Source organism: Timaviella obliquedivisa GSE-PSE-MK23-08B (genome assembly GCA_019358855.1).
In the GTDB taxonomy this organism is placed as follows: Bacteria; Cyanobacteriota; Cyanobacteriia; order Elainellales; family Elainellaceae; genus Timaviella; species Timaviella obliquedivisa.
Map to the genome: position 1 here is coordinate 1 of JAHHII010000011.1, position 26,174 is coordinate 26,174.

At 47.9% G+C, this 26,174-nt stretch carries 23 protein-coding genes; 16 read left to right on the plus strand and 7 right to left on the minus strand.

Annotated features, from left to right (window positions below; all coding sequences use genetic code 11):
• From KME11_17380 to KME11_17395, 4 genes are all read left to right on the plus strand, one after another.
• Positions 1 to 87, plus strand: an 87-nt coding sequence (locus KME11_17380; GenBank protein MBW4516985.1) for a transposase, incomplete at its 5' end; no start/stop codon positions are given.
• Positions 88 to 445: 358 nt separating this feature from the next.
• Positions 446 to 2,062: an NAD(P)/FAD-dependent oxidoreductase gene (locus KME11_17385; protein ID MBW4516986.1), complete on the plus strand. Its 1,617-nt coding sequence runs from the start codon at positions 446 to 448 to the stop codon at positions 2,060 to 2,062.
• Positions 2,063 to 2,152: 90 nt separating this feature from the next.
• Complete coding sequence (locus KME11_17390; GenBank protein ID MBW4516987.1) at positions 2,153 to 2,347, plus strand: hypothetical protein; 195 nt, start codon at positions 2,153 to 2,155, stop codon at positions 2,345 to 2,347.
• Complete coding sequence (locus KME11_17395) at positions 2,328 to 2,609, plus strand: ribbon-helix-helix protein, CopG family (GenBank protein MBW4516988.1); 282 nt, start codon at positions 2,328 to 2,330, stop codon at positions 2,607 to 2,609. Before KME11_17390 ends, KME11_17395 begins: the two co-directional genes overlap by 20 nt.
• 7 nt (positions 2,610 to 2,616) lie before the next feature.
• Here the strand turns inward: KME11_17395 and KME11_17400 are convergent, their stop codons facing one another.
• Positions 2,617 to 4,455 (minus strand): AAA family ATPase, encoded by a 1,839-nt coding sequence (locus KME11_17400; GenBank protein ID MBW4516989.1) that lies wholly within the window; start codon positions 4,453 to 4,455, stop codon positions 2,617 to 2,619.
• Positions 4,456 to 4,581: 126 nt separating this feature from the next.
• On the opposite strand from KME11_17400, the gene KME11_17405 reads away from it, so the two are divergent.
• The 4 genes from KME11_17405 (at position 4,582) to KME11_17420 (ending at position 10,132) form a co-directional block, all read left to right on the plus strand.
• Positions 4,582 to 6,384 (plus strand): ArsA family ATPase, encoded by a 1,803-nt coding sequence (locus KME11_17405; protein MBW4516990.1) that lies wholly within the window; start codon positions 4,582 to 4,584, stop codon positions 6,382 to 6,384.
• Between the two features lie 62 nt (positions 6,385 to 6,446).
• Positions 6,447 to 7,085 (plus strand): histidine phosphatase family protein, encoded by a 639-nt coding sequence (locus tag KME11_17410; GenBank protein ID MBW4516991.1) that lies wholly within the window; start codon positions 6,447 to 6,449, stop codon positions 7,083 to 7,085.
• A gap of 157 nt (positions 7,086 to 7,242) precedes the next feature.
• Positions 7,243 to 7,662 (plus strand): hypothetical protein, encoded by a 420-nt coding sequence (locus KME11_17415; GenBank protein MBW4516992.1) that lies wholly within the window; start codon positions 7,243 to 7,245, stop codon positions 7,660 to 7,662.
• 499 nt (positions 7,663 to 8,161) lie between these two features.
• Positions 8,162 to 10,132 (plus strand): hypothetical protein, encoded by a 1,971-nt coding sequence (locus KME11_17420; GenBank protein ID MBW4516993.1) that lies wholly within the window; start codon positions 8,162 to 8,164, stop codon positions 10,130 to 10,132.
• Positions 10,133 to 10,150: 18 nt separating this feature from the next.
• Here the strand turns inward: KME11_17420 and KME11_17425 are convergent, their stop codons facing one another.
• Positions 10,151 to 10,519, minus strand: a complete 369-nt coding sequence (locus tag KME11_17425) for a VOC family protein (GenBank protein MBW4516994.1) — start codon at positions 10,517 to 10,519, stop codon at positions 10,151 to 10,153.
• Positions 10,520 to 10,718: 199 nt separating this feature from the next.
• Complete coding sequence (locus KME11_17430) at positions 10,719 to 13,772, minus strand: ExeM/NucH family extracellular endonuclease (protein MBW4516995.1); 3,054 nt, start codon at positions 13,770 to 13,772, stop codon at positions 10,719 to 10,721.
• A gap of 587 nt (positions 13,773 to 14,359) precedes the next feature.
• On the opposite strand from KME11_17430, the gene KME11_17435 reads away from it, so the two are divergent.
• The 3 genes from KME11_17435 to cysW are packed head-to-tail and all read left to right on the plus strand — an operon-like array spanning position 14,360 to position 17,198.
• Complete coding sequence (locus KME11_17435; protein ID MBW4516996.1) at positions 14,360 to 15,436, plus strand: sulfate ABC transporter substrate-binding protein; 1,077 nt, start codon at positions 14,360 to 14,362, stop codon at positions 15,434 to 15,436.
• Between the two features lie 27 nt (positions 15,437 to 15,463).
• Positions 15,464 to 16,324, plus strand: a complete 861-nt coding sequence (gene cysT / locus KME11_17440; protein ID MBW4516997.1) for a sulfate ABC transporter permease subunit CysT — start codon at positions 15,464 to 15,466, stop codon at positions 16,322 to 16,324.
• Entirely contained in the window at positions 16,314 to 17,198 is an 885-nt protein-coding gene (gene cysW, locus KME11_17445; GenBank protein ID MBW4516998.1) for a sulfate ABC transporter permease subunit CysW, read from the plus strand. Before cysT ends, cysW begins: the two co-directional genes overlap by 11 nt.
• 114 nt (positions 17,199 to 17,312) lie before the next feature.
• Here the strand turns inward: cysW and KME11_17450 are convergent, their stop codons facing one another.
• The 3 genes from KME11_17450 to KME11_17460 all read right to left on the minus strand — a co-directional run bounded on the left by KME11_17450 (position 17,313) and on the right by KME11_17460 (position 19,790).
• Positions 17,313 to 18,314, minus strand: coding sequence for a sucrase ferredoxin (locus KME11_17450; protein ID MBW4516999.1), 1,002 nt, complete (start codon positions 18,312 to 18,314; stop codon positions 17,313 to 17,315).
• A 115-nt stretch (positions 18,315 to 18,429) separates the two neighbouring features.
• Positions 18,430 to 19,524, minus strand: coding sequence for a glutamate--cysteine ligase (locus KME11_17455; GenBank protein MBW4517000.1), 1,095 nt, complete (start codon positions 19,522 to 19,524; stop codon positions 18,430 to 18,432).
• 128 nt (positions 19,525 to 19,652) lie between these two features.
• Positions 19,653 to 19,790 (minus strand): hypothetical protein, encoded by a 138-nt coding sequence (locus KME11_17460; protein ID MBW4517001.1) that lies wholly within the window; start codon positions 19,788 to 19,790, stop codon positions 19,653 to 19,655.
• A gap of 278 nt (positions 19,791 to 20,068) precedes the next feature.
• On the opposite strand from KME11_17460, the gene KME11_17465 reads away from it, so the two are divergent.
• A complete protein-coding gene (locus KME11_17465) occupies positions 20,069 to 20,761 on the plus strand; it encodes a histidine phosphatase family protein (GenBank protein ID MBW4517002.1) in 693 nt (230 codons plus the stop codon).
• 216 nt (positions 20,762 to 20,977) lie between these two features.
• Here KME11_17465 and KME11_17470 read toward each other — a convergent pair whose 3' ends face one another.
• Positions 20,978 to 22,471, minus strand: a complete 1,494-nt coding sequence (locus KME11_17470) for an energy transducer TonB (protein ID MBW4517003.1) — start codon at positions 22,469 to 22,471, stop codon at positions 20,978 to 20,980.
• A gap of 408 nt (positions 22,472 to 22,879) precedes the next feature.
• On the opposite strand from KME11_17470, the gene KME11_17475 reads away from it, so the two are divergent.
• From KME11_17475 to KME11_17490, 4 genes are all read left to right on the plus strand, one after another.
• A complete protein-coding gene (locus KME11_17475) occupies positions 22,880 to 23,545 on the plus strand; it encodes a MotA/TolQ/ExbB proton channel family protein (GenBank protein MBW4517004.1) in 666 nt (221 codons plus the stop codon).
• A 63-nt stretch (positions 23,546 to 23,608) separates the two neighbouring features.
• Positions 23,609 to 24,022: a biopolymer transporter ExbD gene (locus tag KME11_17480; protein MBW4517005.1), complete on the plus strand. Its 414-nt coding sequence runs from the start codon at positions 23,609 to 23,611 to the stop codon at positions 24,020 to 24,022.
• Positions 24,022 to 25,059 carry an iron ABC transporter permease gene (locus tag KME11_17485; protein ID MBW4517006.1) on the plus strand — a complete coding sequence of 346 codons (1,038 nt, stop codon included), beginning with the start codon at positions 24,022 to 24,024 and terminating at the stop codon, positions 25,057 to 25,059. Before KME11_17480 ends, KME11_17485 begins: the two co-directional genes overlap by 1 nt.
• A gap of 67 nt (positions 25,060 to 25,126) precedes the next feature.
• A complete protein-coding gene (locus KME11_17490) occupies positions 25,127 to 26,173 on the plus strand; it encodes an iron ABC transporter permease (GenBank protein MBW4517007.1) in 1,047 nt (348 codons plus the stop codon).
• Position 26,174: the final 1 nt, after the last annotated feature.

Consider the following 26,174-nt stretch of genomic DNA (forward strand, 5'->3'; position numbering starts at 1 on the left):
AACAAAGATTATGAACACCTTCCGCAGACCTCAGAGACTCTGATCTATCTGGCGATGATCCGGATTATGGTGAGGCGATTGGCGTAAAATCTGACTTGCCATAACTTTTCAAACATCCTCTAAGGCTCGATTATAAGTAGGAATGACAATTGAAAGTAGCTTATTCATAGGTAAGTGAGTTTTTCTTCAAGGCACTTGAACTTTGACAAAAGTCTGAACAATAGCCAACTAGCAACATTCGTGAGCTATCTCTCAACAGATTACGGACTTGAACTATTCAGATCCCTGGAATTCCTGCTATCTTCACGGATTTTTATGAAAAAAGGCAATTTTATGAAGCCTTTTCTAGAGAATTAAATTGTTCCGGACAGAGTTGAAGCAAGACTAGACAGAATTGATTAAGATGTAATTCCTATCAACTTCCGCGTGTCCAGGATACAGAGTTATGTTACGCATCGCTGAAATAAAACTACCCCTCGACCATGCTGAAGATGCCCTTAAAACCGCAATTCTCCAAAAGTTAAATATCCCACCCGAAGAACTGCTTCACTACTCCATTTTTAAGCGTAGTTATGATGCGCGAAGGCGAGAGCAAATTATTTTGGTCTATATTCTGGATGTAGAAACAACCCGCGATACCCATCATCTGCAACGATTGAGAAAAGATCCCTATGTGATTGCTACACCTGACACGAGCTATCGCACCGTTGCCCAAGCTCCTAGTGGTTTAACGACCCGCCCGATCGTTATTGGGACAGGGCCTTGCGGACTTTTTGCCGGACTAATGTTAGCCAGAATGGGATTTCGACCGATCATTCTTGAACGCGGTAAATCTGTGCGCGATCGCACCGCAGATACGTTTGGCTTTTGGAAGAAAAAAGCGAGCTTCAACCCCGAATCTAACGCTCAGTTTGGTGAAGGCGGCGCGGGCACCTTCTCTGATGGTAAGCTCTATAGCCAAGTTCGTGATTCTCACCATTACGGGCGCAAAGTTCTAACCGAACTGGTTAATGCAGGAGCTAACCCCGAAATTTTATATATTAATAAGCCGCACATTGGCACCTTCAAACTCGTCGGCGTTGTCGAAAAAATGCGTGCCACCATCCAATCATTGGGCGGTGAAATTCGCTTTCAGAGCCGCGTGGTAGATGTGGCGATTGAACAAAGACAAGTGCGAGGAGTCACTCTTGCCAGTGGCGAGTTTATCAGCAGTGATCATGTAATTCTTGCTATAGGTCATAGTGCCAGAGATACGTTCCAAATGCTTCTAGAACGAGGCGTTTATATTGAACCAAAACCATTCTCTGTTGGCTTCCGAGTCGAGCATCCTCAGACGTTAATCGATCGCTGCCGTTTTGGTGAACAAGCTGGTCATCCGGTCTTGGGTTCGGCTGATTATAAACTAGTGCACCACTGTAAGAATGGGCGATCGGTCTATAGTTTTTGTATGTGTCCGGGTGGCTTGGTGGTTGCCGCTGCATCCGAGCCAGGACGACTAGTGACCAATGGCATGAGCCAGTATTCTCGCAACGAACGCAACGCCAACAGCGCCATTGTTGTCGGCATTACCCCCGAAGATTATCCGGGTAGCCCTTTAGCTGGAATCGATTTTCAACGGCGCTTAGAAGAACAGGCTTTTGTATTAGGCGGCAGCAATTATGAAGCACCGGGGCAACTGGTGGGTGACTTTATTGTCAATCGCCCTTCTACAGCATTGGGCAGCGTCAGACCTTCGTATCAACCGGGGGTGAAATTGGGCGATTTGAGCCAGAGCCTACCCGATTATGCGATCGCTGCTATCCGCGAAGCCTTACCTGCATTCGACAAGCAAATCAAAGGCTTTGCCATGGAAGATGCCGTTCTAACTGGTGTGGAAACTCGCACGTCATCGCCCCTTCGCATCAAACGAAAAGAGGATAGACAAAGTGTTAATACCACAGGGCTTTATCCGGCGGGAGAAGGCGCAGGATATGCAGGGGGAATTCTTTCGGCAGGAATTGACGGTATTAAAGTAGCTGAGGCTGTTGCTTTGAGTTTGCTGCAAAGCGCAAGCATTTTGTAGAGGCGAAAGATGTGATTTGACTAGGATAATTACAAAAGTCAGCTTCTTAAGAAAAATAGAGGGCATTATCTTGAAGAAGTTGCTGCTATTTTGGCTGGCGAATATGTAGAGCAGGTAAAACGAGACGACCTAGAACAAGTTATTGCGATCGGGTATTTGGGAAGTAGTCTTTTATCGGTCATTTACGAAGTTCGCTATGATGATGAAGGGGAATACATCTGGTTAATTACCTACTGGAAAAGTACTAAAAGGGAAAGGGAAATTTATGAGCAATATTTCTACTGAAGAACTTGAACAGAAAATTGAAGCAGGGGAAGAAGTCATCGATCGCTATTTCGATTCCACCACTACAAGAATCGGAACACCTCGTTCAATGACTTCACGTAGATTGCAAAACTTTGTAGCAACAAACCTGGAAATGCCTCGTCCAATGCTCAACGAACTTGATCAACTGGCTGAAGAACTCAACATCAGCCGTCAAGCCGTGATCAAAATGATGCTAAGACGTGCCTTGGATGAACATTCTCTTGCTAAGCGAGCCGTTTAAGAAATAATCATTGTCTTATTTTTTGTTCAGAGAGCAGTTGAAAAGCCGTTCCAAAATCATCACTTGTAATTTGAATTGTGCTGGGATCAATTTGTTCTTGGGCACGGTGACGACGAATGGATTCTAGCGCAGCTTGGTTACTCAAAAGTGCCAGGTCTGCTCCATTCCATCCTTCAGTTTTCTCTGCCCATTCTGCTAAATTAACCTCAGCGATCGGGCGGCTCTGATTATGAACTTGCAAGATGGAGAGACGACTGCTAGCATCTGGCAAATCGACCTTGATCTGAAGGTCTAACCGCCCGGCTCGGAGTAATGCAGGATCGAGAGCATCGGGGCGATTGGTAGCTCCTACCAAAAGAACGTTGGTGCAGCCTTGCAGCCCATCCAGTTCGGTGAGCAGTTGCCCCACCACACGATCGCTCACTCCCGAATCTCCTTGAGCGCTGCCGCGTGCCGGAGCCAAGGTGTCAATTTCATCGATAAATATAACGCAAGGAGCGGCTTGTCTTGCTTTAGTAAATAATTCTCGCACTGCCTGTTCTGCTGCACCGACCCAACGGCTCATTAATTCGAGACCATTGACTGCAATAAAGTTTGCCCGTGCCTGGGATGCAACAGCTTTTGCTAGCAGCGTTTTGCCTGTGCCGGGAGGCCCCCAAAGCAGAATGCCGCGTGGCGCTTTTGCTCCCGTTTGTTGATAGAGTTCGGGGTAGAGCAATGCGCCTTCAACGGATTCTTGCAGGGTTTGTTTAATGGTTTCTAACCCCCCAATTTCATCCCAAGTGACTTTAGGCGATTCTATTTCAACCGATCGCAATACCGAAGGCTTTATTTCTTTAACGGCTTGCAATAAATCTGTCTGGGTCAGCGTCATATTTTCAGGAATGGGCAATCGCAAATCGGGCACTTGGCGACGAAGGGCTGAGTAAGCCGCCTTTTGGCAGATGGCTTTAAGGTCAGCGCCTACAAGTCCGACTGCCAGATCGGCGATCGCGCCTAGTTCTACCGATTCATCTAAGGGCATGGCGTGGGAAAGAATCTGGAGAATTTCTAATCTTCCATTGCGATCGGGGACGCGGAACTGCACTTCGCGATCGAATCGACCAGGGCGACGAAGCGCCGGATCAAGGTGGTCGGGGCGATTGGTGGCGGCGAGGACAATGACACCGTTGGTTTTGGCGAATCCATCCATCAGCCCGAGAAGCTGTGCGACTAATCGCTTCTCAACTTCGCCTTCTACTTTGGAGCGATCGGGCGCGAGGCTATCAATTTCGTCAATGAAGATAATACAGGGAGCCGCTTTAGCCGCTTTTTCAAAAATACTGCGGAGACGAGTTTCGGCTTCACCGTAATATTTGCCCATCACTTCGGGCCCCACAATAGCAATGTAATTAACGCCTAATTCTTCAGCAAGCGATCGGGCGGTCAACGTTTTGCCTGTTCCCGGTGGCCCTACTAACAAAACTCCACGAGGCGCCTCTAGTCCTAGCTGGGTTAGTAACTCTGGACGCTTGAGTGGAATTTCGATCGCTTCCCGAAGTTCCTTAAGCACTTCAGATAAGCCGCCCACATCCTTAAGAGAAATTAATGGAGCGCTATCATTAGGGGCTGAGTTGGCAGGGGGTGGTGTGATGATTACGTCATCGTTGGCTGGGGTCGAAGCAGCAGGATTGGGACGAATGCGGCTGGTGCCCAGACCTGAGGGCATTCCACTAGCGCGAGGGATACTGCTCAAGCGGCGAGAATTGATTTGCACATCGGCTTTCAGTTCTCCCTTTTCCATTTTTTCTTCTAAGGCTTTTGCAATTTCTAGAAGCTGCTCAAATCCTTTAAATAAGTCGCTCATGTGTTCTGCCTCGCCCAACACCTTATAGTCATCCCGATTTGGTGGGCATCCTAACGAGCAAGGGCTTTCTTGAGGTTTAATATGAGCCAACTTGATAATTTGCAACTAACTAACTTACAGCTAACTATGTTTAGCGGTAAGGGTGGTGTAGGGAAAACAACTTGTTCTTGTGGATTTGCACGGCACTGGGCGCGGAAATTTCCTGAGAAACAAATTTTGCTAATGTCTACCGATCCGGCGCATTCTTTGGGCGATGTGTTGCAGATGACGGTAGAAGATACGCCGCGTTTGATGGTAGATTTGCCGAATTTGCAGGTTAGGGCGCTAGACTCTCAACGACTGTTGCAAGAATTCAAAATTCGCTATGGTAAAGTGCTAGAGCTTTTGGTAGAGCGGGGTAGCTTTGTCCAAGGCGAAGACCTTAGCCCCATCTGGGATTTGAGCTGGCCTGGGCTGGATGAATTGATGGGGATTTTAGAAATTCAGCGCATCTTGCGAGAACAGGAGGTCGATCGCGTTGTCGTCGATATGGCTCCCAGTGGGCACACGCTAAATTTATTGGGATTAATGGACTTTTTGGATGGTTTCTTGAACGCATTAGATCTGTTTCAAGAGAAGCATCGGGTCATGAGCCAAACCTTCGGAGGCGTGTATCAACCTGATGAAGCAGATGTCTTTTTGCAGGAGATGAAGGCAGATTTGGCGGCAGGACGAGCATTGTTGCAAAATGCAGAACGAGCCGCTTGCTGGGTGGTGGCGATCGCGGAACCCATGAGCTATTTGGAAAGCTGCCGCTTTATTGAGTCTCTCAAGGAACTCAAAATTTTCGTAGGTGGCATCATCGTCAATCGTCTCACTGAACCGACAGAAATTTTAGAAAAATTCTTGGCACTTCCCATTCCCCAAGCTTTAGGCTTACCGCAACAACGTCAAGAACCCGTTGGCTCTCCGGCTCTAGATGCACTCTTTACCCAACTCAAACCCCTTGCGTCTCTACCCATTGCTACCACTATCCAGCCTGTTACCTTCACTAGATTTTCTCCAAACTTTCAAGATTTTATTACTGCTAAACGGCGATTGATCTTGGTAGGTGGTAAAGGCGGGGTCGGTAAGACTACTGTCGCAGGAGCGATCGCTTGGGGCATGGCAGAGCGTCACCCTGAGTGTAAAATTCGTGTTATTTCCATTGATCCGGCGCATTCATTAGGCGATGTTTTATCCACTCAGTTAGAGCATGAGCCGACTCAAATTACTACTAATCTCAGTGCTCAAGAAATCAACGCTAAGCAGGTTCTAGAGCAGTTCCGCGAAGATTATCTGTGGGAACTGGCAGAGATGATGAGCGGGCAATCGGATGATGACTCAATGCAAATTGCCTATACGCCTCAGGCATGGCGACAAATTGTGGCGCAGGCGTTACCGGGAATTGATGAAATGTTGTCGTTGATTACGGTGATGGACTTGCTGGAAAAAGGAGAGCAAGATCTGATTATTTTAGATACGGCACCGACTGGACATTTACTGCGGTTTCTGGAAATGCCAACTGCGTTGGGAGGCTGGCTGGCTTGGATTTTTAAGCTGTGGATTAAATATCAAGATGTGGTGGGGCGGACAGAATTAATGGGAAGATTGCGATCGCTCCGACAACAGGTGATGCAGGCACAAAAGAAGTTGAAAGATGCTCAGCACACCGAATTTATTGGCGTTCTCCAAGCCCAGTCGGCAATTATTGCTGAAGCCGAACGGTTAGGTAAAACGTTGGCAGAGATGGGCATGAGTCAGCGGTATTGGGTGCATAATCGCTTTGAGCCAGGACAAGAAGATTTAAGCCTAATCTTTAAGGTGCAAACCATAGTACGGCTAACAGCGTTGCCTCAGACGCTGCTCCCCTTAGACCAGGTAAAGGCTGCTGCACAGCTTGTATTCTAAAAGATTGTCACCCATTCATTTAATGAGGATAATAATCACGTTCTCTTAGATGAAATCAACTTATGAGCCTAACTCTATATTTCTTACGGCACGGAGAAACAACCTACAGCCGGACAGGTGGATACTGTGGCGCTCTTGATCCTGACTTGACGGATGCAGGACTTCAGATGGCAGAGGCGTTTGCAAATGCTTACCGTACGCTACCCTGGACAGATGTATACGCCAGTCCTATGAAACGGACGATCGCTACAGGTAAACCGCTTTGTGATGCATTAGCGATAGATATGCAATTGCGGGATGGATTAAAAGAGATCGCGTATGGTGAATGGGAAGGAAAAACAAATGAAGACGTGAAACAACACGATAGCGATACCTACATGCGCTGGATGACGGAACCCGCTTGGAACGCACCACCCGGAGGTGAAACAGCCGTTGAAATTGCAAGTCGCGCTTCGTTGGTTATTGCTGAAATTGAAAACAAATACACTGAAGGCAATGTGCTGATCGTGTCGCATAAGGCAACGATTCGGATTATGTTGTGTAGTCTGCTAGGAATTGATTTGGGGCGTTACCGCGATCGCTTGGATATGCCTGCGGCTTCGTTAAGCACTGTAAAATTTAGCAAGTATGGTCCGATGTTGCAGTCATTGGGCGATCGGGCTTATATGGGTGAGCGTTTGCGGAAGCTGCCTGGAACTTAGGGGCTGCGAAAATTTAGAATTGATCTGCAAAAATTTAGAATTGTAAAATGGAGCGAGACTGTATCTGAGATATCAGTTACCCTGAAGTGTTCAGCTACCCTAAAGTGTTCTGACAGCGCTTTTCTACATCACCTTGCCCAATGAAGCACCTTGCCTAATGAAGATCCAACTTGAGCATCGGCAGTCTTCTTGCCCCCAAAAATTGCGCTGCATTGCGTGTCGGCAAATTTTTGCAGTGGGGCGAGTTCGTTCTTTGTTAGTTAATGATGAAGACCGAATTCAAGGAGATCTGTGCTCTAAATGTGTTCGGTTGACCGCTGATGAAATTCGGTTAATTTTGACAGAGCAGGTCTGGTTGATGTTAGAGCAGCCTCAGCTATTTCAACATCAAGTTGAATCGCCTGAAACCTTGGCGCTAGAGTTATTTGAAGTTGCTTTGGAAGACCTTGAAATACCTAGCTCTTATCAGCGGTTGATGAAAACTCTTGAGAGCTATTTGTTTTTTAATCGTGATAACGATAGGAGTATTGGGGCGATCGCAGACTCGACTCAATCTCCCTGGCATCACAATTACTGATGAGTTAGCCTACTGATGAGTTAGCCTTCAATCCGTGAACGAAAAAATTAACAGTTTGAATTTGGGAATTGAGTCATGGATGCGCTACCCATGCGCTTCATCCTTGCATTGCTGACTAAATCTTGGAATCAACCCTCTTAGCAATTTTTGAAGTTGTGGTAATCTTTCCCGTTGGGCAAAGCCATTCAGCAAATTAGCTATCTAAGGTAGCAAAAGATACCTAGAAAAATATCTGTATAAATGTAAAATTTTTAGAAATCCTTAATCAACCAAGGGTGTATGAATTTTGTTCCCAGTGTTTACCTATAAGCAGGTTAATTTTAGTAACTGAGAAAACCTCGGTAATCATAAATTCAGAGTAGAGGATTTGTTTAAAACTCCTGTAAAGCAACTAGGACTTCAGACTGCTCTGAGTCGGTTTCGGGTGTAGGACTAACTAGGGTGTGTCATCTCATATTCCTAAATCTATGTTCCTAAGTTCTGAGCGGAGTAAAAAACCTTGGCATCTATTATTGGCGACGAAACTGACAATATTCTTGTAGGAGGAGCAGAACCCGACACTATCAACGGAAACGGAGGGAATGACACTTTATCGGGTGAAGGAAGCGGCGATCGCCTGGACGGTGGAGACGGAAACGATCGCCTAGATGGTGGCGACGGAAACGACGAACTTTACGGCGGCGCTGGAGATGATGAGCTTTTAGGGAGGGCTGGAAGTGATCAACTTTATGGTGGCATCGGCAACGATAGTTTAAATGGTGGTGAGGGTAATGATGCTCTGGCGGGAGAGTTGGGTCGAGATACTTTAGTCGGTGGCGAGGGCGAGGATCGGTTAAACGGCGGTGAGGGCGATGATACGTTAGAAGGCGGCGAGGGGGTTGATTTCCTCTTTGGTGACAGCGGTAACGACCAACTGTTTGGCGAAGCTGAGGATGACTTTCTATATGGTGGCGAAGGCAATGACACCTTAAGGGGTGATAGCGGCAATGACCAAATTTTTGGCGAAGCCGACAATGATATTCTGGACGGCGGAGCGGGCAATGACTTGTTGTACGGCGGTGAGGGAAACGATCGCCTGGATGGTGGCGCAGGTGATGACGAACTTTATGGAGAAGCTGGAGATGACACGCTTTTAGGCGGAGCAGGGATCGATAAGCTGCGGGGCAGTCTTGGCAACGATAGTCTCAATGGTGGTGACGGCGATGACGATCTGGCGGGTGAGTTTGGCAACGATACGCTGGTCGGTGGTGCAGGCAAGGATCAGTTAAACGGTGGTGAGGGTGATGATACGTTAGAAGGCGACGAGGGCGATGATGCTCTTTTTGGTGAAGCAGGTAACGATATCCTGTCGGGTGGATTGGGCAACGATAGGCTGTTTGGGTCGGATGGCGACGATACTCTGAACGGTAACGATGGCGACGATGAACTCAACGGCAATCAAGGTAACGATATTCTGAATGGCGGTGCAGGGCAGGATGTTCTTCGTACTGGCGAGGGCAATGATATTGCAGAGGGTGGCGATGGCATTGACGAACTGTATGGTGAAGCCGGAAATGATACGCTTTCAGGGGGAGCCGACTCTGACAAGCTATTTGGTAGCAACGGATTTGATGTTCTCAATGGCGGTTCTGGATCTGATGAATTGTACGGTGAGTTTGACAACGACGTTCTTAATGGCGATGCCGGTGACGATTATCTGTATGGTGGCGAGGGTAACGATACGCTGAGTGGCGGCGAGGGCAGCGATCGGCTTTTTGCTGAAGTGGGAGATGATACGCTTTTGGGCGGAACTGGCGCTGATTTTCTGCACGCTGGGGAAGGGAATGATGCGCTTGATGGCGGTGATGGCGATGACCAACTGTTTGGCGAACAGGGGAATGACAGCTTGGTAGGAGGATCAGGAAATGACCTTCTGTATGGCGGCGAAGGCAATGACACCGTGGATGGCAGCGGCGGCGATGATCAGGCGTTTGGTGAGGCGGGGGACGATGTTTTGCGGGGTGGTGCAGGGGGCGATCGCCTGAATGGTGGCGTAGGCGCTGATATCATTTTGGGCGGCAGCGGCAACGATACGTTGGTGGGTAGCAACGGCGATGATATCTTAAATGGCGGTGGGGGCAATGACCGTTTTCTTTATGACACTGAAGTGGCTTTTGTTCTTGGTGACATCGGCTTCGATACTATCCAGGGGTTTCGTTCGGGCAAAGACCGAATTGTTTTAGATAAAACGACCTTTGCAACCGTGAGTAGTAAGGCTCGGAGAGGCTTTAGCAAAACCAATGAGTTTGCGATCGTTCGTAGCAACCTTGCTGCATCTCAAAGTAAGGCGGTTATCGTGTACAACGAGCGCAATGGTAGCCTGTTTTATAATCCTAATAAAGGGCGCATTGGGTTAGGAGAAGGCGGATTGTTTGCCAGGTTGGCAGGTAACCCAGCGATCGCTGCCTCAGATTTTATCATTCAGACGTAATGCAATTCAAACCTGATTTCAACTTCCGATCTCTGTTAATTCAATCACATTTCCGTCAGGATCTTGGGTAAACAAAGCCGCTCGACCGGATGCGCTCATTTCTACGGCGCATCCATGAGACATAAGATGGTTTTGGGCAATTTCTAGATTTTCTACCCCCAGGGCAAGATGGGGATTTCGTCCCATTTTTTCTGAGTTTTGCAACGATTGAAGGAACGTTGAATCTTCGATGAGATGAACTTGAGTAGCACCGATTTGATACCAAGCACCGGGATATTTAAGAATGCGATCGATTTTTGTTAAACCCAACACGGTGCCGTAGAAATACTCTGCCTGTTCAAGGTGGGTGACAAGTATTGCTGTATGGAGATATTGAGTAATTTGCATAGTGCTTAATAGGACAGTGTTTTAGAAAGTGTGGACTGATCAATGGCGATCGTCCTTATTCTAAAACACTGTTGCTCTAGCCTATTGCCACGAAGCACGTTGGTGCACAGTTCTAAGAATTTCCAAGTATCGCCCCAGGACAGGGCGATACTTGGAGGAGTCTCCGGCAAAGGTGCCGCAGGTTTATCCTTTTATTTACCTAGACTGCAACGAAATCGCTCGTAGTAATCGTGTTAGCTCGCACACCGTTGAGGGTTGCTAGCAACTCATTCGTGCCTGTCAAACGAATGAATGTGTTATTGCCGCTTGCCTCGATCGCCAGTTGACCAAATGTTAGACCTCCTGACAGCGCAATTAAATCAGTGTTGTTCTGGAAGTCCAGAATGGTGTCTGAGCCTTCACCCGCCCTTAACACGAAGCGATCGCTACCACTTCCACCACTCAGCGTATCTTGACCCTGACCGCCATCCAGCAAGTCGTCGCCGTTGCCACCATTGAGGATGTCATTGCTGATCTGACCTAGCAGCGTATCATTGCCATTGTTTCCATTGAGGATGTCATTGCCATTGCCACCGCTGAGGATGTCATTGCCGTTGCCGCCGTTCAACTCGTCCCTGCCAGATGTGCCGCTAAGCATATCACTGCCGTTACCACCATTCACCACACGAACAGAACTCATCAGGTTCGCCCCCACCACCACAGGATCGTGATCGGAGGAGCGATAGGGCGTGGGCTGGTAGAGTCCTGCGGGGTTGAATTCCTGGTTGTAGTCTAAGATTCTGGGCTCATCGGCGTTGATGTGCCATTCGGTAGCTCCGGTAATTTGCGCGCTGAGGCTGCTAGTTGTTAAGGCATGATCGAGCCGTCCTGACTGTCCGGCAAAGACGAAAGAATAAGGCTCTGAGATAAATTTGCCGAGTTCATCGACTAATCCGCCATTCCGCAGCACGTCGATCGGGTCTTCTTCGCCATAGGCGTTCAAGTCTCCTAGCACCATGACATCGCTGTCGCCTGTGGTGGTCTTGAGTTCGTTGACGAAACCGAGCAAGGCTTCTGCTTGCTGAACGCGGGTCGCGTTGAATGCGCCTTGTCCATCAAGCTGATCTGCGTCTAACCCGGTGCCCGTACCGCCCTTGGACTTAAAGTGGTTAATGACAGGTGTAAAGGTTTCGCCGTTGGCGTTGAGGGCAAAGGTTTGGGCAACAGGTAAACGGTCATAGACTGCATCTGAATCGCTGAGAGCAGCACCAACTGGGGTAACATTTCCTGGCTTGTAAATAAAGGCGACTTTGATTGCGTCTGTTCCCGTTCCGGTTGCGGGGTCGCGGATGTAGTCGTAGACGTTTGCGCCCAGGGCTGTGTTGAGCCGATCGACCAGTTCAGCGATCGCCGATTGAGCGCCATCACCGTCATTTTCAATTTCAATCAAGCCCACAACATCGGCATTGAGGGCAGCGATCGCGCTGACAATTTTGTCACTTTGGCGCTCAAATTCTGCCGCAGTGTCGGCTCCGCGTGAGGTGGGGAACCCGCCACCCATGCCATCGCCATTGAAGTAGTTTAAGACGTTGAAGCTAGCAACTTTAACATTGCCGCCCACAGGGTCGGGTGCGGCGGTACGGGGATTAGCGTTGACAAACGTGGGTAGGGTGGTGGGCTGCACTCGATAGGTGTTAAACCCGAAGCCCAGTACGCCTGTGAGAGCGGTGACTGTGCTGCCGATGCGCAGGGTGCCGTCTTGCAGGAAGGGCACGATCGCCGGGTTTTGGGTGGTGCTGCCATCATCAAGCAGAATATCGCGCAGGTTATTAGCAGTCTGCTGGGCGGTGACAGCGGCAACGTTGTTTTCGTTGTTTTCGGTTCCGGTGGTGGGAATATCAGTTGGGTCAATAAAGTTGGTGGGGTTAAACAGCCGCCCTTCTGAAGACAGCAACACTTCGCCAAATCGACCCAGGTTGAAGTTTTCGGTGACGGTTAGGACTTCAGGAAAGGTCACTAGCATTCCTTCATAGCGTTCTAGGTCGATCGCCGTGGGTAAATCAATGGCGATCGGGGCGGGAACCGTTGACCCTGAACCCAGGATGCTTAGCCCAGTAATGTTGCCGATTTGGGTTTGACCAAAAGTCTCGGAGACTAATCCGGTGAGGCGTACCGTTTGACCCACACTCACGTCGATACTGTTAGGCGCGAACACAAAAATGCCATCTGAAGTTTCAGCATCGTTATCCCCAACTGCATCTTGGACATAGAATCCGTTCAACCTGCCAGCGCCCTGGAAATCTCCGGTCACAACGGCTTCAAGCGTGACGGTTTGTCCGGCTATTGGACTAGCTGCCCCTTTGCCTTGCACTTCGTAGACTTTGCTCAAGGACACGTCGTTGTCGATAACGTTGACGTTGAGGTTAGGAATGGGGGTTAGCGTATTGGAGTAGGCTGCATCGGCGCTGCTGGCGATCGTGTGGGTAATGATGCCAGGATGCGGGGAGCCTTCTGCGTCTAGATCGTTGACGGCTCGAACGGTGATTGTGCGAGGATTTGCGTCCGTTAAGGTGAGGGTGACGGTACTGAAGAAGTTAACGCCGTCAGCACTAATTTGCGTTTCAGCATCGGCAGCGATCGCCACATTTACTGCTCCACTTGGTGTGGTGTTCAGGACGATCGTGTAGGTATCGGTGGTTTCTCCTTGCTCATTAACGTCGGTGCTGCCCCCTGATTGGGCGATCGTCACGCCTGCCCCCGTCACAGGACTAGCAGCATAGCTTCCTAATCCATCTACGGTATCGGTGGCAAACCCGTCCCATTGCACGCTTGGATCAAACAAGTCGTTGGGATTGGTGTCACCAGTCGTCACGCTGGTTTTACGGCGCAGCGTATTATCTGCGGTGCTCGCTAGCCCAGTGCCCCATTCTGTGCCAGGGTCAAAGCCAATCTGCCCGATCGAATCGATAATGGTGCCGCTAGGGCCGCCCTGCCGTAGCACGATCGCATCATCTCCGTTAAACCAGCCTGCACCGCTGGTCTGGTCTGCCTGTGCCAATATTGCTGCATTGGCGCTGCTTTGGGCTAGCACAAACACATCACCCGCTGCGACTGTGCCTGTTAAGGAAATTGTGAGTCCTGCGGTCGTGGAACCATTGAAATAGTACTGCACTACGTAGTCAGCCAAATTGATCGCTGCACCTGTGCTGTTGAAGATCTCTAGGGCTTTATTGTTGCTGCTGCCCTCAATGTATTCCGAGAAAAATAATGCCATTGAAATCTCCGTAAGAGGTAAAAAGCTTAGGTCAATCGTTCAGATCAAATCGGAGCGATCGCCATTCATCGGGCGATCGCTCACTTGTAAACCAGCGTAGAAAAGCTTTCTGCGCTGGTTGCATGATCACAATTGGGTTTAGGAAATCAAAGTTATGCTATTCCAGAGGGCTAGAAGTTTAAGTGACTGCATTAGCCTGACAAGGATAAGTAGTCTGGTTTTGATTGAATAGACAAAGACGCACCGAGATTCCAGGTTAGTGACCCTGCTCAGCCTGGGCGATCGCAGATTAGGCGAAGAATTTACGCTCAATGGATTTTACTCAGGCTTTGCTAACGGCACCAATCTCTACACCATGCCATAGGGATATTAAGAAATTAATATCCCTGGTTTAATAATGCATATTTCACTGACCTAAAAAGACCGCTCAAAACCACCTGAGATGACCTTGTGTTTGAGCTATTCATTATAAAATACGGCATCTTGGTCGGGATACTGTACTTTTATCACGAAATAAGCTTAACTATATAGTTACAATCCGGCATCTTGACCAACTTACTGGAGTTTCAGTAAAGGAGCAATCGACAATGAAAAAACTGAAGTTTCGTCCACTCAACAAATTTTTGGCACTGCTTTTAGTGGGTGTGGGTTTAACACTGGGAATTGCAGCTTGCACTGGCTCCAGCACTACCACAAGTTCGCCAGCCGCAGGATCTACCGCTGCAAAAGAGCCTGTTGAACTGACTTTCGTCTCTTTTGCAGTTACCCAAGCAGCATACGAAAAGATCGTGCCGCTGTTCGCTGAAAAGTGGAAACAAGAGCATAATCAAGAAGTTTCCTTCAATCAAAGCTACGGAGGATCTGGCTCTCAAACCCGCGCCGTAATTGATGGATTGGAAGCCGATGTCGTGGCGCTAGCGCTGGCGCTAGATACCGAAAAGATTGAGAAAGCTAAATTAATTGAACCCGGCTGGGAAAAAGAAGCTCCCAATGACAGCATTGTTACCAAGTCGGTCGCAGTGCTAGTCACCCGCGAAGGTAATCCCAAAAATATTAAAAGCTGGGCAGACTTGAGCCGCCCCGATGTTAAAGTCATCACTGCTAATCCCAAGACTTCTGGAGGTGCCCGCTGGAACTTCCTGGCACTGTGGGGAGCCATTAGCCAAACGGGTGGAGATGCTGCTAAAGCTGAAGCGTTCACCACCAACGTCTTTAAGAACGTACCCATTTTGCCTAAAGATGCCCGTGAAGCCACAGATGTATTCTTTAAGCAAGGACAAGGCGATGTGTTGATTAATTATGAAAATGAAGTGCTGCTGGCAAAACAGAGAGGGGAAATACTGCCCTTTGTCATTCCTGATCCTAATATTTCTATCGACAACCCGATCGCCGTCGTCGATGCCAATGTCGATAAGCATGGTACCCGTGAAGTAGCGGAGGCTTTTGTGCAGTTTCTATTTACACCAGAAGCACAGAGAGAATTTGCTAAAGCGGGTTTTCGCGCGGTAGACGAGGGCGTAGTGAAGGACTCTATCAAAGATTTTCCTACCATTAAAAACCTGTTCACTATCACTGATTTGGGCGGTTGGGATCAGGTGCAGAAAGCGTACTTTGACGATGGTGCAATCTTTGACAAGATTCAGGCACAGGCTGGTAAATCTTAAACTCTTCCACTGATGTAGTTAAATTTTATGTCAATTTTATCTTCCTCTTCTCGTTCACGATCGCATCGCAAAAATCCTTTAACTCAGTTGATTGACTTGTCAATTCCGTGGAAAGTAACCTGGGTTTATCTCACGATCATGTTGTTTCTACCCATGGTTGCTTTGTTCTTAAAAGCAGCGACTCTCAGCCCTACTGAGATTTGGAAGGTAGCAACTAGTCCAACTGCCCTTTCTGCTTACAATGTTACCTTTGTGACTGCGTTCATCGCAGCCTCTATTAATGGCGTTATGGGTGTGGCGGTTGCCTGGGTGTTGGTGCGCTATGAGTTTCCTTTTCGCAAAATTTTGGATGCAGCGATCGACTTACCCTTTGCCCTACCCACTGCTGTTGCAGGCTTAACCATTGCCACAGTTTACAGCGAGAATGGCTGGATTGGTTCGCTGTTGGCTCCTTTGGGCATTAAAGTTGCGTTCACTCGTTTAGGGGTGGGAGTCGCGATGCTGTTCATCTCTCTACCTTTTGTAGTCCGTACGGTGCAGCCTGTTTTACAAGGAATAGAAGACGATGTTGAAGAAGCAGCGTGGTGCCTGGGGGCATCTCGATGGGAAACATTTTGGAAGGTGGTTTTGCCCCCTTTGATGCCTGCGGTGCTAACAGGCGTGGCGCTAGGGTTTGCCCGTGCAGTGGGTGAGTATGGTTCGGTAGTGTTGGTGGCAGCAAATGTGCCTTTCCAAGACCTGATTGCACCTGTGCTTATTTTTCAGCGCTTAGAGCAATATGACTACGCCGGAGCAACGGTAATTGGTGTCGTTATGCTGCTAGTTTCTTTGGTAGTTTTGTTAGGTATTAATCTCTTGCAAGCTTGGGGAAGACGCTATGACGGCTAATTTGCAACCAGATTTTGGGGTAAATCCATTGCCTCCTGCGCCTACACAAACTGGCAAAAGAGAAGCATCGCCTTGGGCAAAGAACGGGTTGATTGCAGTTGTTGTCTTTTATCTGCTGTTGTTGCTATTCGTACCCGCAGTGAGTTTATTTGTCCAAGCTTTTAGCAACGGAATTGAAGGATTTCTAGATACTCTGACCGATCGCGCGTTTTTATCTGCGGTGCGCTTAACGTTATTAATGGCAGTGGTAACGGTACCGCTCAATGCAGTATTTGGACTTTGTGCGGCTTGGGCGATCGCCCGTAACAAGTTCCCTGGACGAGCATTGCTGATTAGTATTCTTGACTTGCCCTTTTCCATTTCACCCGTTGTGGCTGGGTTAATGATTGTGTTGCTCTATGGGCGTAACGGCTGGTTTGGGCCTTGGCTGCAAGCGGCAGATATCAAAGTTCTTTTCGCACTTCCAGGAATGCTATTAGCAACTGCCTTTGTCACCTTGCCATTTGTTGCCAGGGAAGTAATTCCCACTCTAGAAGAAATTGGTTCTGATCAAGAAGAAGCAGCAAAAATTTTGGGCGCAAATGATTGGCAAACTTTTTGGAGAGTAACGCTGCCTTCAATTCGTTGGAGTTTGCTCTACGGCATTATTCTGACAAATGCTAGAGCCATGGGTGAATTTGGGGCGATCGTCGTGGTATCAGGCAGCATTGCTGGTAAAACACAGACGCTACCCCTGTTTGTGGAAGATGCGTACAAGCAATATAACACCCAGTCTGCTTATAGTGCGGCGGTGTTATTAGCAGGGTTGGCGGTAGTAACGCTGGTATTGAAAGAGATTATGGAACGTAAAACCCAAATCAAAGATGCTAAGTAGTGTTTCTTGCCAAAAAGATCGATCTTTCTAGCAAGAGTTCAATCAGACTTAGCAAACTTTGACTATTGCCTGAGTTGAAATATTGAAATAATGGTATTGCCAATGTGTACCGAACTAATTTCTTGAAGATAACGAGTTGTCAATAGCTAGGGAACTTTGACGACATTGCAGCGATTTGACTCTATAGATAACCGGCTCTAATGCCTGATTACTATCGCAAGAACTCTTGAGACAAATTGTTTTCTCCAAATCCCGAATCATTTCTACTTCATAATGATAGAGCAATCCATCGGGTTGCTCGACCCAAAGTTCTGCCTGAATTTCTCCGTTTGCACTCTTTTTTAGCAACCGATGAGAAATCTTATAGTCAAACCACTGCCAGCCATGATGTTGAATTAATTCATTCTCTAATGGCTGCAACCACTGCGGTAAAATACTCCATCCTCGGTAAACCAAATTGAGGCTTTGCAGGTCACCCGATCGCATCAGAATTGATCGGAGTGCCGATTGGTTAAGCCTGCCGTAGTAGCGACCTTCTGGCAGATCAATCAACGTAGGTGCAAACCGATGTCCACCAAAATGGCTTGTTTTCCACAAATGAACGTTCGAGTAACCCAATTGAGCAACGGTGGCGATCGCTTCTCGGTAAAACGGCAACCCATATTTAGCACAGCATTTATCGTGGCTACCATGAACGCAAACTAACAAGTCACGCCTGTCCCGATTAAGCGAGGCACTCAGGGTTAGTTGACCCGCTAAGTAGCGCTGAATCAGGGGCGCTACTTGGTCGAGATGATCTACAGTGTGTTCCCTGCATCGGTATCCTTGGCAAAAATTACCGAGTTGTTGTTCGTAAATCAATATTTGCGGGCGTAATACTGGTGGACAAGCGGAGTTTTCCGATCGTGCCACCAATAAAAAGCGAATGGGTAACCTAGATTGTCTGACAGATTCGATGCGATCGCGGAGGTTTTGGGGAATTAGCTTAGACTCAAACGCATTAGGTGTCCAAGGTAAAGGACACTCAATCAAAATATAGGTTTGACAGGGTGGAGCGCTCCCAATCAGGTCTTCTCCTGCCTCACTCGAAGCCTCTGCACAAAAGAATGGGTTCATCGCGTTTAGCTTACAAATAAGATGACATCATGATGCGCTCCTCTCTTAAAACCAATCACCTTGCATTAAACCAGACGTTAAAAGTTCTTTCTCAATCTCTTGAGATGCAATCGCGCTAATAAGTTTGCTGAAGCGCTTGTTCTATCGTTCCTAACTGTTGAAATGCCCGAATTAGCCGATTAGCTAGCGTTTCTCGCCGTTCCAAAATCATGTGTAACCGTTGTAGTAAATGAATATCTGGATCATTCGCAAGAGCAACCTCAGCCGCCTGTAAAATCTGGCTAGCATTCAGCCAAATCGTTTCATTTTCAAATCCTTGATGTGCCGAAAGTTGATGTAGATTCATATCAGGAACGGTAGCGCGTCCGGGCAGGGAGCGATCTAAAACGAGCCCTTTCAGCAAGGCTAAAAGTGCTTCATAAATTCCAAAATCATCGCAGCTATCAAATGCCTTAAACTCAATCCTACCAACCTCTGCTGGAAGGCGAGCAATTTTTGTTAAGGAAGGATTACTATCAATGAGGTCTGCTGTTTTTTTTAAGAACACCATTGCCGCTGGTCTTACTCCAGTCCGCATATGGGTACGAACCGATAAACCCTGCCAAAGTTTACCTTGATAAAACGGCGAACTGAAACTAAATGGCACAAGATAAGGACTGTAGAAGGTGAGCTTTCTGCCCCTATCAATGACTTGTTCAGGGCTTAACCCTACCATGGAAATATTTAGATCAGGGCCATAAGTCAGCATGGGAATATTGGCGGTTTGTTTTTCGGGGGAAGCTTGTCTTCTCTGAACTTCGTAAGGGTTGAGTGGTGGCGTGGGTTCATAAGCCGTATGGTAAGGATTGAAGCTGGTAAGAACGGGGACAAAGCCATACTGTGCCGCGACTTGACGCAGCAGTACAAAACTTTCGGATAGCTCGACGATCGCCCCTTGAATAGTTGGATGAATCGTTGTTCTGATTTCGATGCCTTTGGGCGCGCAATCCACGACTTTTTCAGAGTCATTAAATCGTTCAAACCCTTCGATATACCACCTCTTTTTTTTAATTCCAGCATCGCCAATGCGAAGCTGAGCATAGTCATCAGGATAGAACGGCAGCTGCTCAATAATTTGATTTAATGCTGCAAATGAAGTGCAAGAAAAATCAGCAAATTGCCCCTGATCATTAAAAAACGCGACCTCGTGTTCAATGCCAAAAGAAAACATGGATTTTCCCCCCTCATAAAATGACCCTGATTACAAACGACTAAACTTGTACAAACAGCATTACACTAATGGGACTACTTTCAATAAGGGTAAGCGATCGCTGAGCCAACAGGCAGTTTAAATGGCTCTTAGTTCTGCGTCCTTTCAATCACTAGCTCACCGCCCTCATAGGTTATCGGATCGCTCAGAAATCGGGTTATCGAAGCGTCCGATCGCATCAGCGGATTTTGCATCAGAGCATTATCGATGTGGGTACCATACGCCATAAATCAAAACCTAATCAATGTAACTTTTGGATCAAACAAAGGCACAATAGCATTATAGTATTTGAGATAGATGATAAAGATTTGCATCTGTCATCATAATCAAAAATGGTCGAGAAAGAAATAGTCCAGAAAGCATGGTGCTTCAATCAGGATCATGTATCGCCATTTTTAAATCAAATCCCGTAGAAGATTTGTATCAGTCAAATAGAGGTAAAACTGTGAAGAGTAGAATTAAAATTTGGGCAGGTGTAGGAGCTTATATCTTGGCTAGCGGCGCTATGACACTGTCCTCAGTAACGGTTTCGGCTGAGCCAATGCCCGCAGACTCAGCCCAAATGTTAATTAGCCAGCAAACGCCTGCTCTACCACCCACCGCACCGTCTGGCGGTGAGGGTGGTGAAGGCGGTGAAGGTGAAGCACCTGCATTTCAAGACAAACTCAGCGGTGAAGCTTTGACGAATGCCCTTAAAAAAGGAGGCTACGTCATTTACTTCAGACACGCTCAAACCGAGAAAGACTACGCTGACCAAATTAATGCCAAGATAGGCGATTGTTCAACCCAACGAATGCTAAGTGCTGTCGGTTGGGAACAAGCACGAACCATTGGGAAAGGGTTTGAATCTTTGCAAATTCCGGTAGGTGAAGTTTATTCCAGCGAGTATTGCCGGGCTTGGCAAACGGCTGATTTAGCCTTTGGTCGCTACGAAACGAGACCTGAGCTTAATTTCTTGCCTTTTGAAGAATACACAGATGCCCAAGTTGCCCAGATGAAGGAAACAGTCATGCCTCTATTAGCAGCAACACCTGAACCAGGAAAAAATACTGTGATTGTAGGTCATGATGACTTACTGGAAGCTGCCATTGGCATCTATCCAGAGCCTCAAGGCATTGCCTATATCCTCAAGCCCGATGGTCGGGGCGGTGTTGAGGTGATCGCAAATGTGCTTGTAGAAGAATGGGAAACGCTGTAGCTCTGACGCTACAAAAGACAAAACTTCTCTCTGTCCATAACATCAGAGAGAAGTTCTGCTGTAATGCTCTATTTATAACTATTTATAACGGGTTTACTAGAATTTAACAGGCGATCGCCACTTCCAGTTCAATAGGCTGTACCTTATCAACGACGGCTTCTCTGGTAGTTCAAAATTCATAATGATTGGGTACCCCTGCTAAGGCATATCCCTTAACTATGGTGTGACGGGCGGCAAGGACTCTGCAGGTGGCGCAGCAGGCTCTGGCTCATAGACGGGCTCTGGTTCTACATAATCGGGTTCTACAGGGGCAGGTTCAGGGGGCGCTTCGTAAGCGGGTTCGGGTGGCACATAATCAGGTTCGGGAGAGACAGGAACAGTGGAAGCAGGTTCGGGCAACGGTTCTGGTAGAGGTTCTGGTAGAGGTTCTGGTAGAGGTTCCGGAACAACCACTGGTGCAGTAGAAGGGAGAGGAGCTTCTACCGGGGTTTCTGAGGGTGCTGCCGGAGTTACAAGGTTGGGTGTAGGAGTTGCAGAATTAGATGGCGCGCTGTCAGATGGTATGCTCTGAGGCTCCGATTCTAGAATCGATTCCGCAGCAGTATTAGCAGGAGTAGGTTCATCGGCAATAGGGGCAGGCGGCGCAATGTCTACAGCTCGGCGATCGCCCCGTTCTTCTGCCTGTTGGTTAAAGTCAGAACCATCGATCGTCATGTCAACGCTGAGTACGGTGCTGCCTGCTCCACCGCTATCATTTAAACGATATTTCTCGCGTACCGTTTCTAGCACTGCTTCGTCCAATACAGTATGTCCGCTAGAATCTACCAATGTAGCGCCAACGACATTACCGTTCTCGTCATAGTCCACTAGCACCTTGACAGTACCTTCCAAATCTTCCCTTAGTGCTTCTTCAGGGTAATCCACGTCTGGACAGTTGCGGCAGGCAATTCGGCGACCCTCACCCTGATCGCGGTTAGTTTCTGGTGTACCGCTATCAGACCCGCGATCGGTGCCTGTCCTAGAACCTTCTCCTGATCCCGACCCTTCGCTTGTTCCCTCACCTGCTCCTTCACCTTCGCCAGATCCCGTGCCGTTCCCTGGAGGTAGACCAGGAGTGCCAACGGCAGCAGTATCACTTGCCTCACTTGTGCCAGAGCCTGCATTTTGCTGCTGGGTGGCTTCCCGCTCACGGCGAAGCTGCTCTAATAAATCTCTAATATTTCGCTGGGGTGCAGGTGACGGTATGGGTGACGGTACAACAGGGTTTTCTGCGGCTGCTTCCGCCTGTTCTGTAGGTTCTGGAGAAGGTATAGTGTTGGGTTCTTCTGGCTGAGGCGATGGCTCCACGAGCGGTTCGGCAACGGCAACAGGCTGGGGCGGTACAATATCCGGCTGAATTGGCTCTGGTAAGGTAACTGCTTCTACGGGGGCTGGCGCAGATGATCCCCCACCCGCATCGCTTCCCGCTAAAACTTCGGTTTCTTCCTCCAATTGCTCTAACGGTTCTTCAACTTCCGGCTCTTCCGAATCGGTGACCACGATCGCAATTTCTTCTGGCGCTGGTTCGTCGGCAGTCCAAAGCGATTTTAAGTTCAACGGCAGTAACCCGGCATGAAGCACCAAGGACGCAAATAAAGTACGGCTTAAAAGCACCTTCAGCGCCTTTCGCTCTTGTTCTCGCTTTTGGTCTGCAAATTCTGGAAGAGACATTTTGCCAAGGAGGGGTAAACTATGTCTTAATCTATCAGCTATTGCAACTATTAAGCAGCTACGGGGTTAAGTCTATGACATCAAAATCAGAATGAGATGACCAAATACTCAAAAGGCATAGTACTCGAAGCCTTGATAGAATGACTACTAGCCTCGTCTAAAGCAAACCTTCACCAGCATTCCAGTGCCTCCTAAGCCAGAAGACTATAGACCTTTCAGAGGAACCGTAGATAGTTATTTTTTATATAACTTATTGATAGAGTCTTGCAACACTGTAGAATAATACGATCGCTCGAATGCTGGCTATTTACGGCTTGCTTTCTCAGATTAAGCAACACTTGGTTGGGTAGGCAGCGAATCATAGCCAGGGTATTTGGGTTGAGTAACACTACATTTAAAGGTTCGCTTATGTTCCTGACTGATTTGTTTGCCGCAGGTGGGATCGTCATGTATCCCCTGCTAGGGTTTTCAATTTTAGCGATCGCCTTAATTATTGAGCGCTGCCTTTTTTGGTCAAAGGTCAACCGTCAGCAGCGACGGATTGTGCGCGATGTATTAGCAGATTATCAAAACGGTTCTGACAACGTTCTGCCCAAGCTTAAGCAAAACAGCGACTTACCTATCGCCCGCATCTTTATGGAAGCCTTGGAAATGGACTATGCGCCGCCACAAGCCTTTCACAATTTTCTTGAAGGTGCCATTCAAGCCGAGTTACCGCTGTTACGTCGATTCAACACAGTTTTTGATACGATTGTTGCGGCTTCCCCGCTCTTAGGTTTGCTGGGAACAGTCACAGGCTTGATTCAATCATTTGCCAACCTCGACTTAGGCAGCGTGGGGCAAGAAGGCACTGCTAGAGTGACAGGCGGGATCAGTGAAGCTTTAATTTCGACTGCGACAGGTTTAATTGTGGCATTAGTAGTTCTGATGTTTTCCAATGTCTTCCGGGGCTTTTATCGTCGCCAGTTGGCGTTGATTCAAGAATATACTAATCAGTTAGAAGCGCTACATTTTTGTCGATATCAAGAAAGACGGACAGAAAATTCTGCTGAACTGATAAGAGTAGGAGAGTAGGAAAAACTCTAATTCTCTCAGTCTTGTCTTCTCCCGATCCTCTACTTTCTCTAGCTAAAAACTATGACCATCCGCGACGAAGATCTTGACTTACCACCCCAGATTAACATCGTGCCCATGATCGATGTGATCTTTGCGATTCTGACCTTTTTCATTATGGCGACGCTATTTTTAACCCGCTCGGAAGGGTTACCCGTCAATTTGCCTAACGCCGAAACTTCTACGCAGACTAACGCTAAGCAAAAAAGAGTGACGGTGACGATTGATGAACAAGGCAAACTGTTTCTCGATCGCAAATCCATTACTGCTCAAGACTTGAAAACTAGCATTCAATCTGCAAAAGGAAATCAAGATAAAGTATTGGTCGTAATCAATGCCGATCGCACCGTCAATCATGGTCAGGTGATTGAAGTGATGGATCAAGTGAGAACGATCGAAGGAGCAACATTAGGAATAGCGACGCGACGACCGAAATAATGAATACATCTCAGTCTTCTTTGCAGCAATCACTTTTATCTAAGCGATCGCACTCTTTCCGGCTGCTGGGGTTAATAGTCGGCGTTTTGCTATTGGTCGTTTGTTCCATAGTAAGCCTTACTTTAGGTGCCGCAGATATCACCCCCAGTGTGGTTTGGAGAGCACTATTTGCCTTTGATGGTTCCACCAATCATTTGATTATCACAACGGTTCGCCTGCCCCGCATTCTGATTGCCTTGGCAGTGGGCGCAGCATTGGCAGTTGCCGGGTCATTAATGCAAGGACTGACTCGGAATGCCTTAGCAGATCCCGGTATTTTAGGAATTAGTGCCGGAGCCGCTTTCGCTGTGGTCGGCAGCACCTTTTTCTTCGGCAGTCTATCTGTCCAATCTTATACTTGGGTTGCCTTCGCAGGAGGAGCGATCGCCGCTGTTGTGGTCTATGTCTTGGGTTCGGTCGGACGCAGTGGCATGACTCCCCTCAAGCTAATTTTGGCAGGTGCTGTACTGTCATATTTAATGTCAGCCCTAACCACAGGAATTTTAATTCTTAGCCAACGCACCCTAGATGAAATTCGCTTTTGGTTAGCTGGATCGGTGGCAGGGCGCGACTTAGACAGTTTGGTGCAAGTGTTGCCTTACATCGTCGTCGGTTTAATGATCGCCTTCAGCTTGGGTAAACAAATCACGGCATTAACTCTAGGAGAAGATGTTGCTAAAGGGCTGGGGTTACGAACCGGATGGGTTAAAGCGATCGCCTCTGTTGTGGTTGTCCTGTTAGCAGGCAGCGCCGTGTCTCTAGCAGGCCCGATCGGATTTGTTGGCTTAGTCGTTCCTCACATCGTCCGGTTTTGGGTCGGTGTCGATTATCGTTGGATACTTCCCTACGCAGCAATTTGGGGGGCGATGTTGCTCTCTCTAGCAGATTTAGCGGCTCGTTTAATCATTAAACCGCAAGAACTTCCGGTGGGCATCATGACCGCTTTGGTGGGTGCGCCGTTCTTTATTTACTTAGCAAGGCGGAAAATTAAGTCATAAGTTCCAGGTTTTTAACGATATTTTTGAGAAGTTTTTGAGAAGTTTCTGATCAGTTTTTGAAAAAACAATGGCAAACAGTTGGCTGGTAATTCGGACTCAAAAATCCCTGCTCTCAATGCGGCTCGATCGCCGCGTTCCTTGGGTTTTGTTAGGTCTAATCATGATGACACTGGTGGTGATGATTATTAGCATTGGCTATGGAGAATATCCCATTCCACCGCTAGATGTGATTAAAACAATTTTAGGATTACAAACTAATAATCCTGATTACAATTTTGTGATTCATACCCTCCGATTGCCGCGAGTCATTACTGCATTCCTAGTAGGAACTGCTTTAGCGATCGCCGGAACGATCATGCAAGGGTTAACTCGTAATCCATTAGCGGCTCCCGAAATTGTCGGCGTAGAAGCGGGAGCAGGATTAGTGGCGGTGGCAATGATTGTGCTATTTCCGTCTGTGCCTATTTTATTTTTACCGATTGCGGCGTTCATGGGAGCGTTCGTTGCAGCCCTGCTAGTTTATCTGCTGGCATGGGAGAATGGCAGTTCCCCAATTCGTTTAATTCTAGTGGGCATCGGAGTGGGAGCGATCGCCTCTGCGTTCACCAGCCTGATGATTACCTTTGGTGAGATTAGCGATGTCAGTCAGGCGTTAGTCTGGTTAGCCGGAAGCGTTTATGGACGCAGTTGGGAACACATTCAAGCGTTGCTGCCGTGGCTAATTGTGTTTATTCCAGCATCCTTACTTCTGGCGCGAGAATTAAATACGTTAAACCTGGGAGATGATGTAGCGCGGGGCTTGGGTAGCCGGGTGGAATGGCAGCGAGGCTTGTTATTAATCACCTGTGTAGCTCTCGCTGGAGCTAGTGTGGCGACCGCTGGCACCATTGGTTTTGTCGGGTTAATGGCTCCTCATTTAGCGCGTCAACTGGTGGGCAATGCTCATGAAGGGTTAGTCCCAACTTCAGCCTTAGCGGGTGGTCTGATTGTCTCATTCGCCGATTTATTAGGGCGATCGCTATTTGCCCCGATCGAACTGCCCTGTGGTGTGGTGACAGCCGCTGTGGGTGCGCCTTATTTTCTCTATCTGCTCTATCGCAACCGTAATGCTTGAA

Coding starts and splice junctions, on each gene's coding strand:
- KME11_17395 (MBW4516988.1), top strand. CDS start 2,328: ATGAGCAATATTTCTACTGAAGAACTTGAACAGAAAATTGAAGCAGGG.
- KME11_17400 (MBW4516989.1), bottom strand. CDS start 4,455: ATGAGCGACTTATTTAAAGGATTTGAGCAGCTTCTAGAAATTGCAAAA.
- KME11_17475 (MBW4517004.1), top strand. CDS start 22,880: ATGTTCCTGACTGATTTGTTTGCCGCAGGTGGGATCGTCATGTATCCC.
- KME11_17450 (MBW4516999.1), bottom strand. CDS start 18,314: ATGAACCCATTCTTTTGTGCAGAGGCTTCGAGTGAGGCAGGAGAAGAC.
- KME11_17385 (MBW4516986.1), top strand. CDS start 446: ATGTTACGCATCGCTGAAATAAAACTACCCCTCGACCATGCTGAAGAT.
- KME11_17485 (MBW4517006.1), top strand. CDS start 24,022: ATGAATACATCTCAGTCTTCTTTGCAGCAATCACTTTTATCTAAGCGA.
- cysT (MBW4516997.1), top strand. CDS start 15,464: ATGTCAATTTTATCTTCCTCTTCTCGTTCACGATCGCATCGCAAAAAT.
- KME11_17455 (MBW4517000.1), bottom strand. CDS start 19,524: ATGTTTTCTTTTGGCATTGAACACGAGGTCGCGTTTTTTAATGATCAG.
- KME11_17425 (MBW4516994.1), bottom strand. CDS start 10,519: ATGCAAATTACTCAATATCTCCATACAGCAATACTTGTCACCCACCTT.
- KME11_17470 (MBW4517003.1), bottom strand. CDS start 22,471: ATGTCTCTTCCAGAATTTGCAGACCAAAAGCGAGAACAAGAGCGAAAG.
- KME11_17460 (MBW4517001.1), bottom strand. CDS start 19,790: ATGGCGTATGGTACCCACATCGATAATGCTCTGATGCAAAATCCGCTG.
- KME11_17415 (MBW4516992.1), top strand. CDS start 7,243: ATGAAGATCCAACTTGAGCATCGGCAGTCTTCTTGCCCCCAAAAATTG.
- KME11_17435 (MBW4516996.1), top strand. CDS start 14,360: ATGAAAAAACTGAAGTTTCGTCCACTCAACAAATTTTTGGCACTGCTT.
- KME11_17480 (MBW4517005.1), top strand. CDS start 23,609: ATGACCATCCGCGACGAAGATCTTGACTTACCACCCCAGATTAACATC.
- cysW (MBW4516998.1), top strand. CDS start 16,314: ATGACGGCTAATTTGCAACCAGATTTTGGGGTAAATCCATTGCCTCCT.
- KME11_17465 (MBW4517002.1), top strand. CDS start 20,069: ATGACACTGTCCTCAGTAACGGTTTCGGCTGAGCCAATGCCCGCAGAC.
- KME11_17410 (MBW4516991.1), top strand. CDS start 6,447: ATGAGCCTAACTCTATATTTCTTACGGCACGGAGAAACAACCTACAGC.
- KME11_17430 (MBW4516995.1), bottom strand. CDS start 13,772: ATGGCATTATTTTTCTCGGAATACATTGAGGGCAGCAGCAACAATAAA.
- KME11_17490 (MBW4517007.1), top strand. CDS start 25,127: ATGGCAAACAGTTGGCTGGTAATTCGGACTCAAAAATCCCTGCTCTCA.
- KME11_17405 (MBW4516990.1), top strand. CDS start 4,582: ATGTTTAGCGGTAAGGGTGGTGTAGGGAAAACAACTTGTTCTTGTGGA.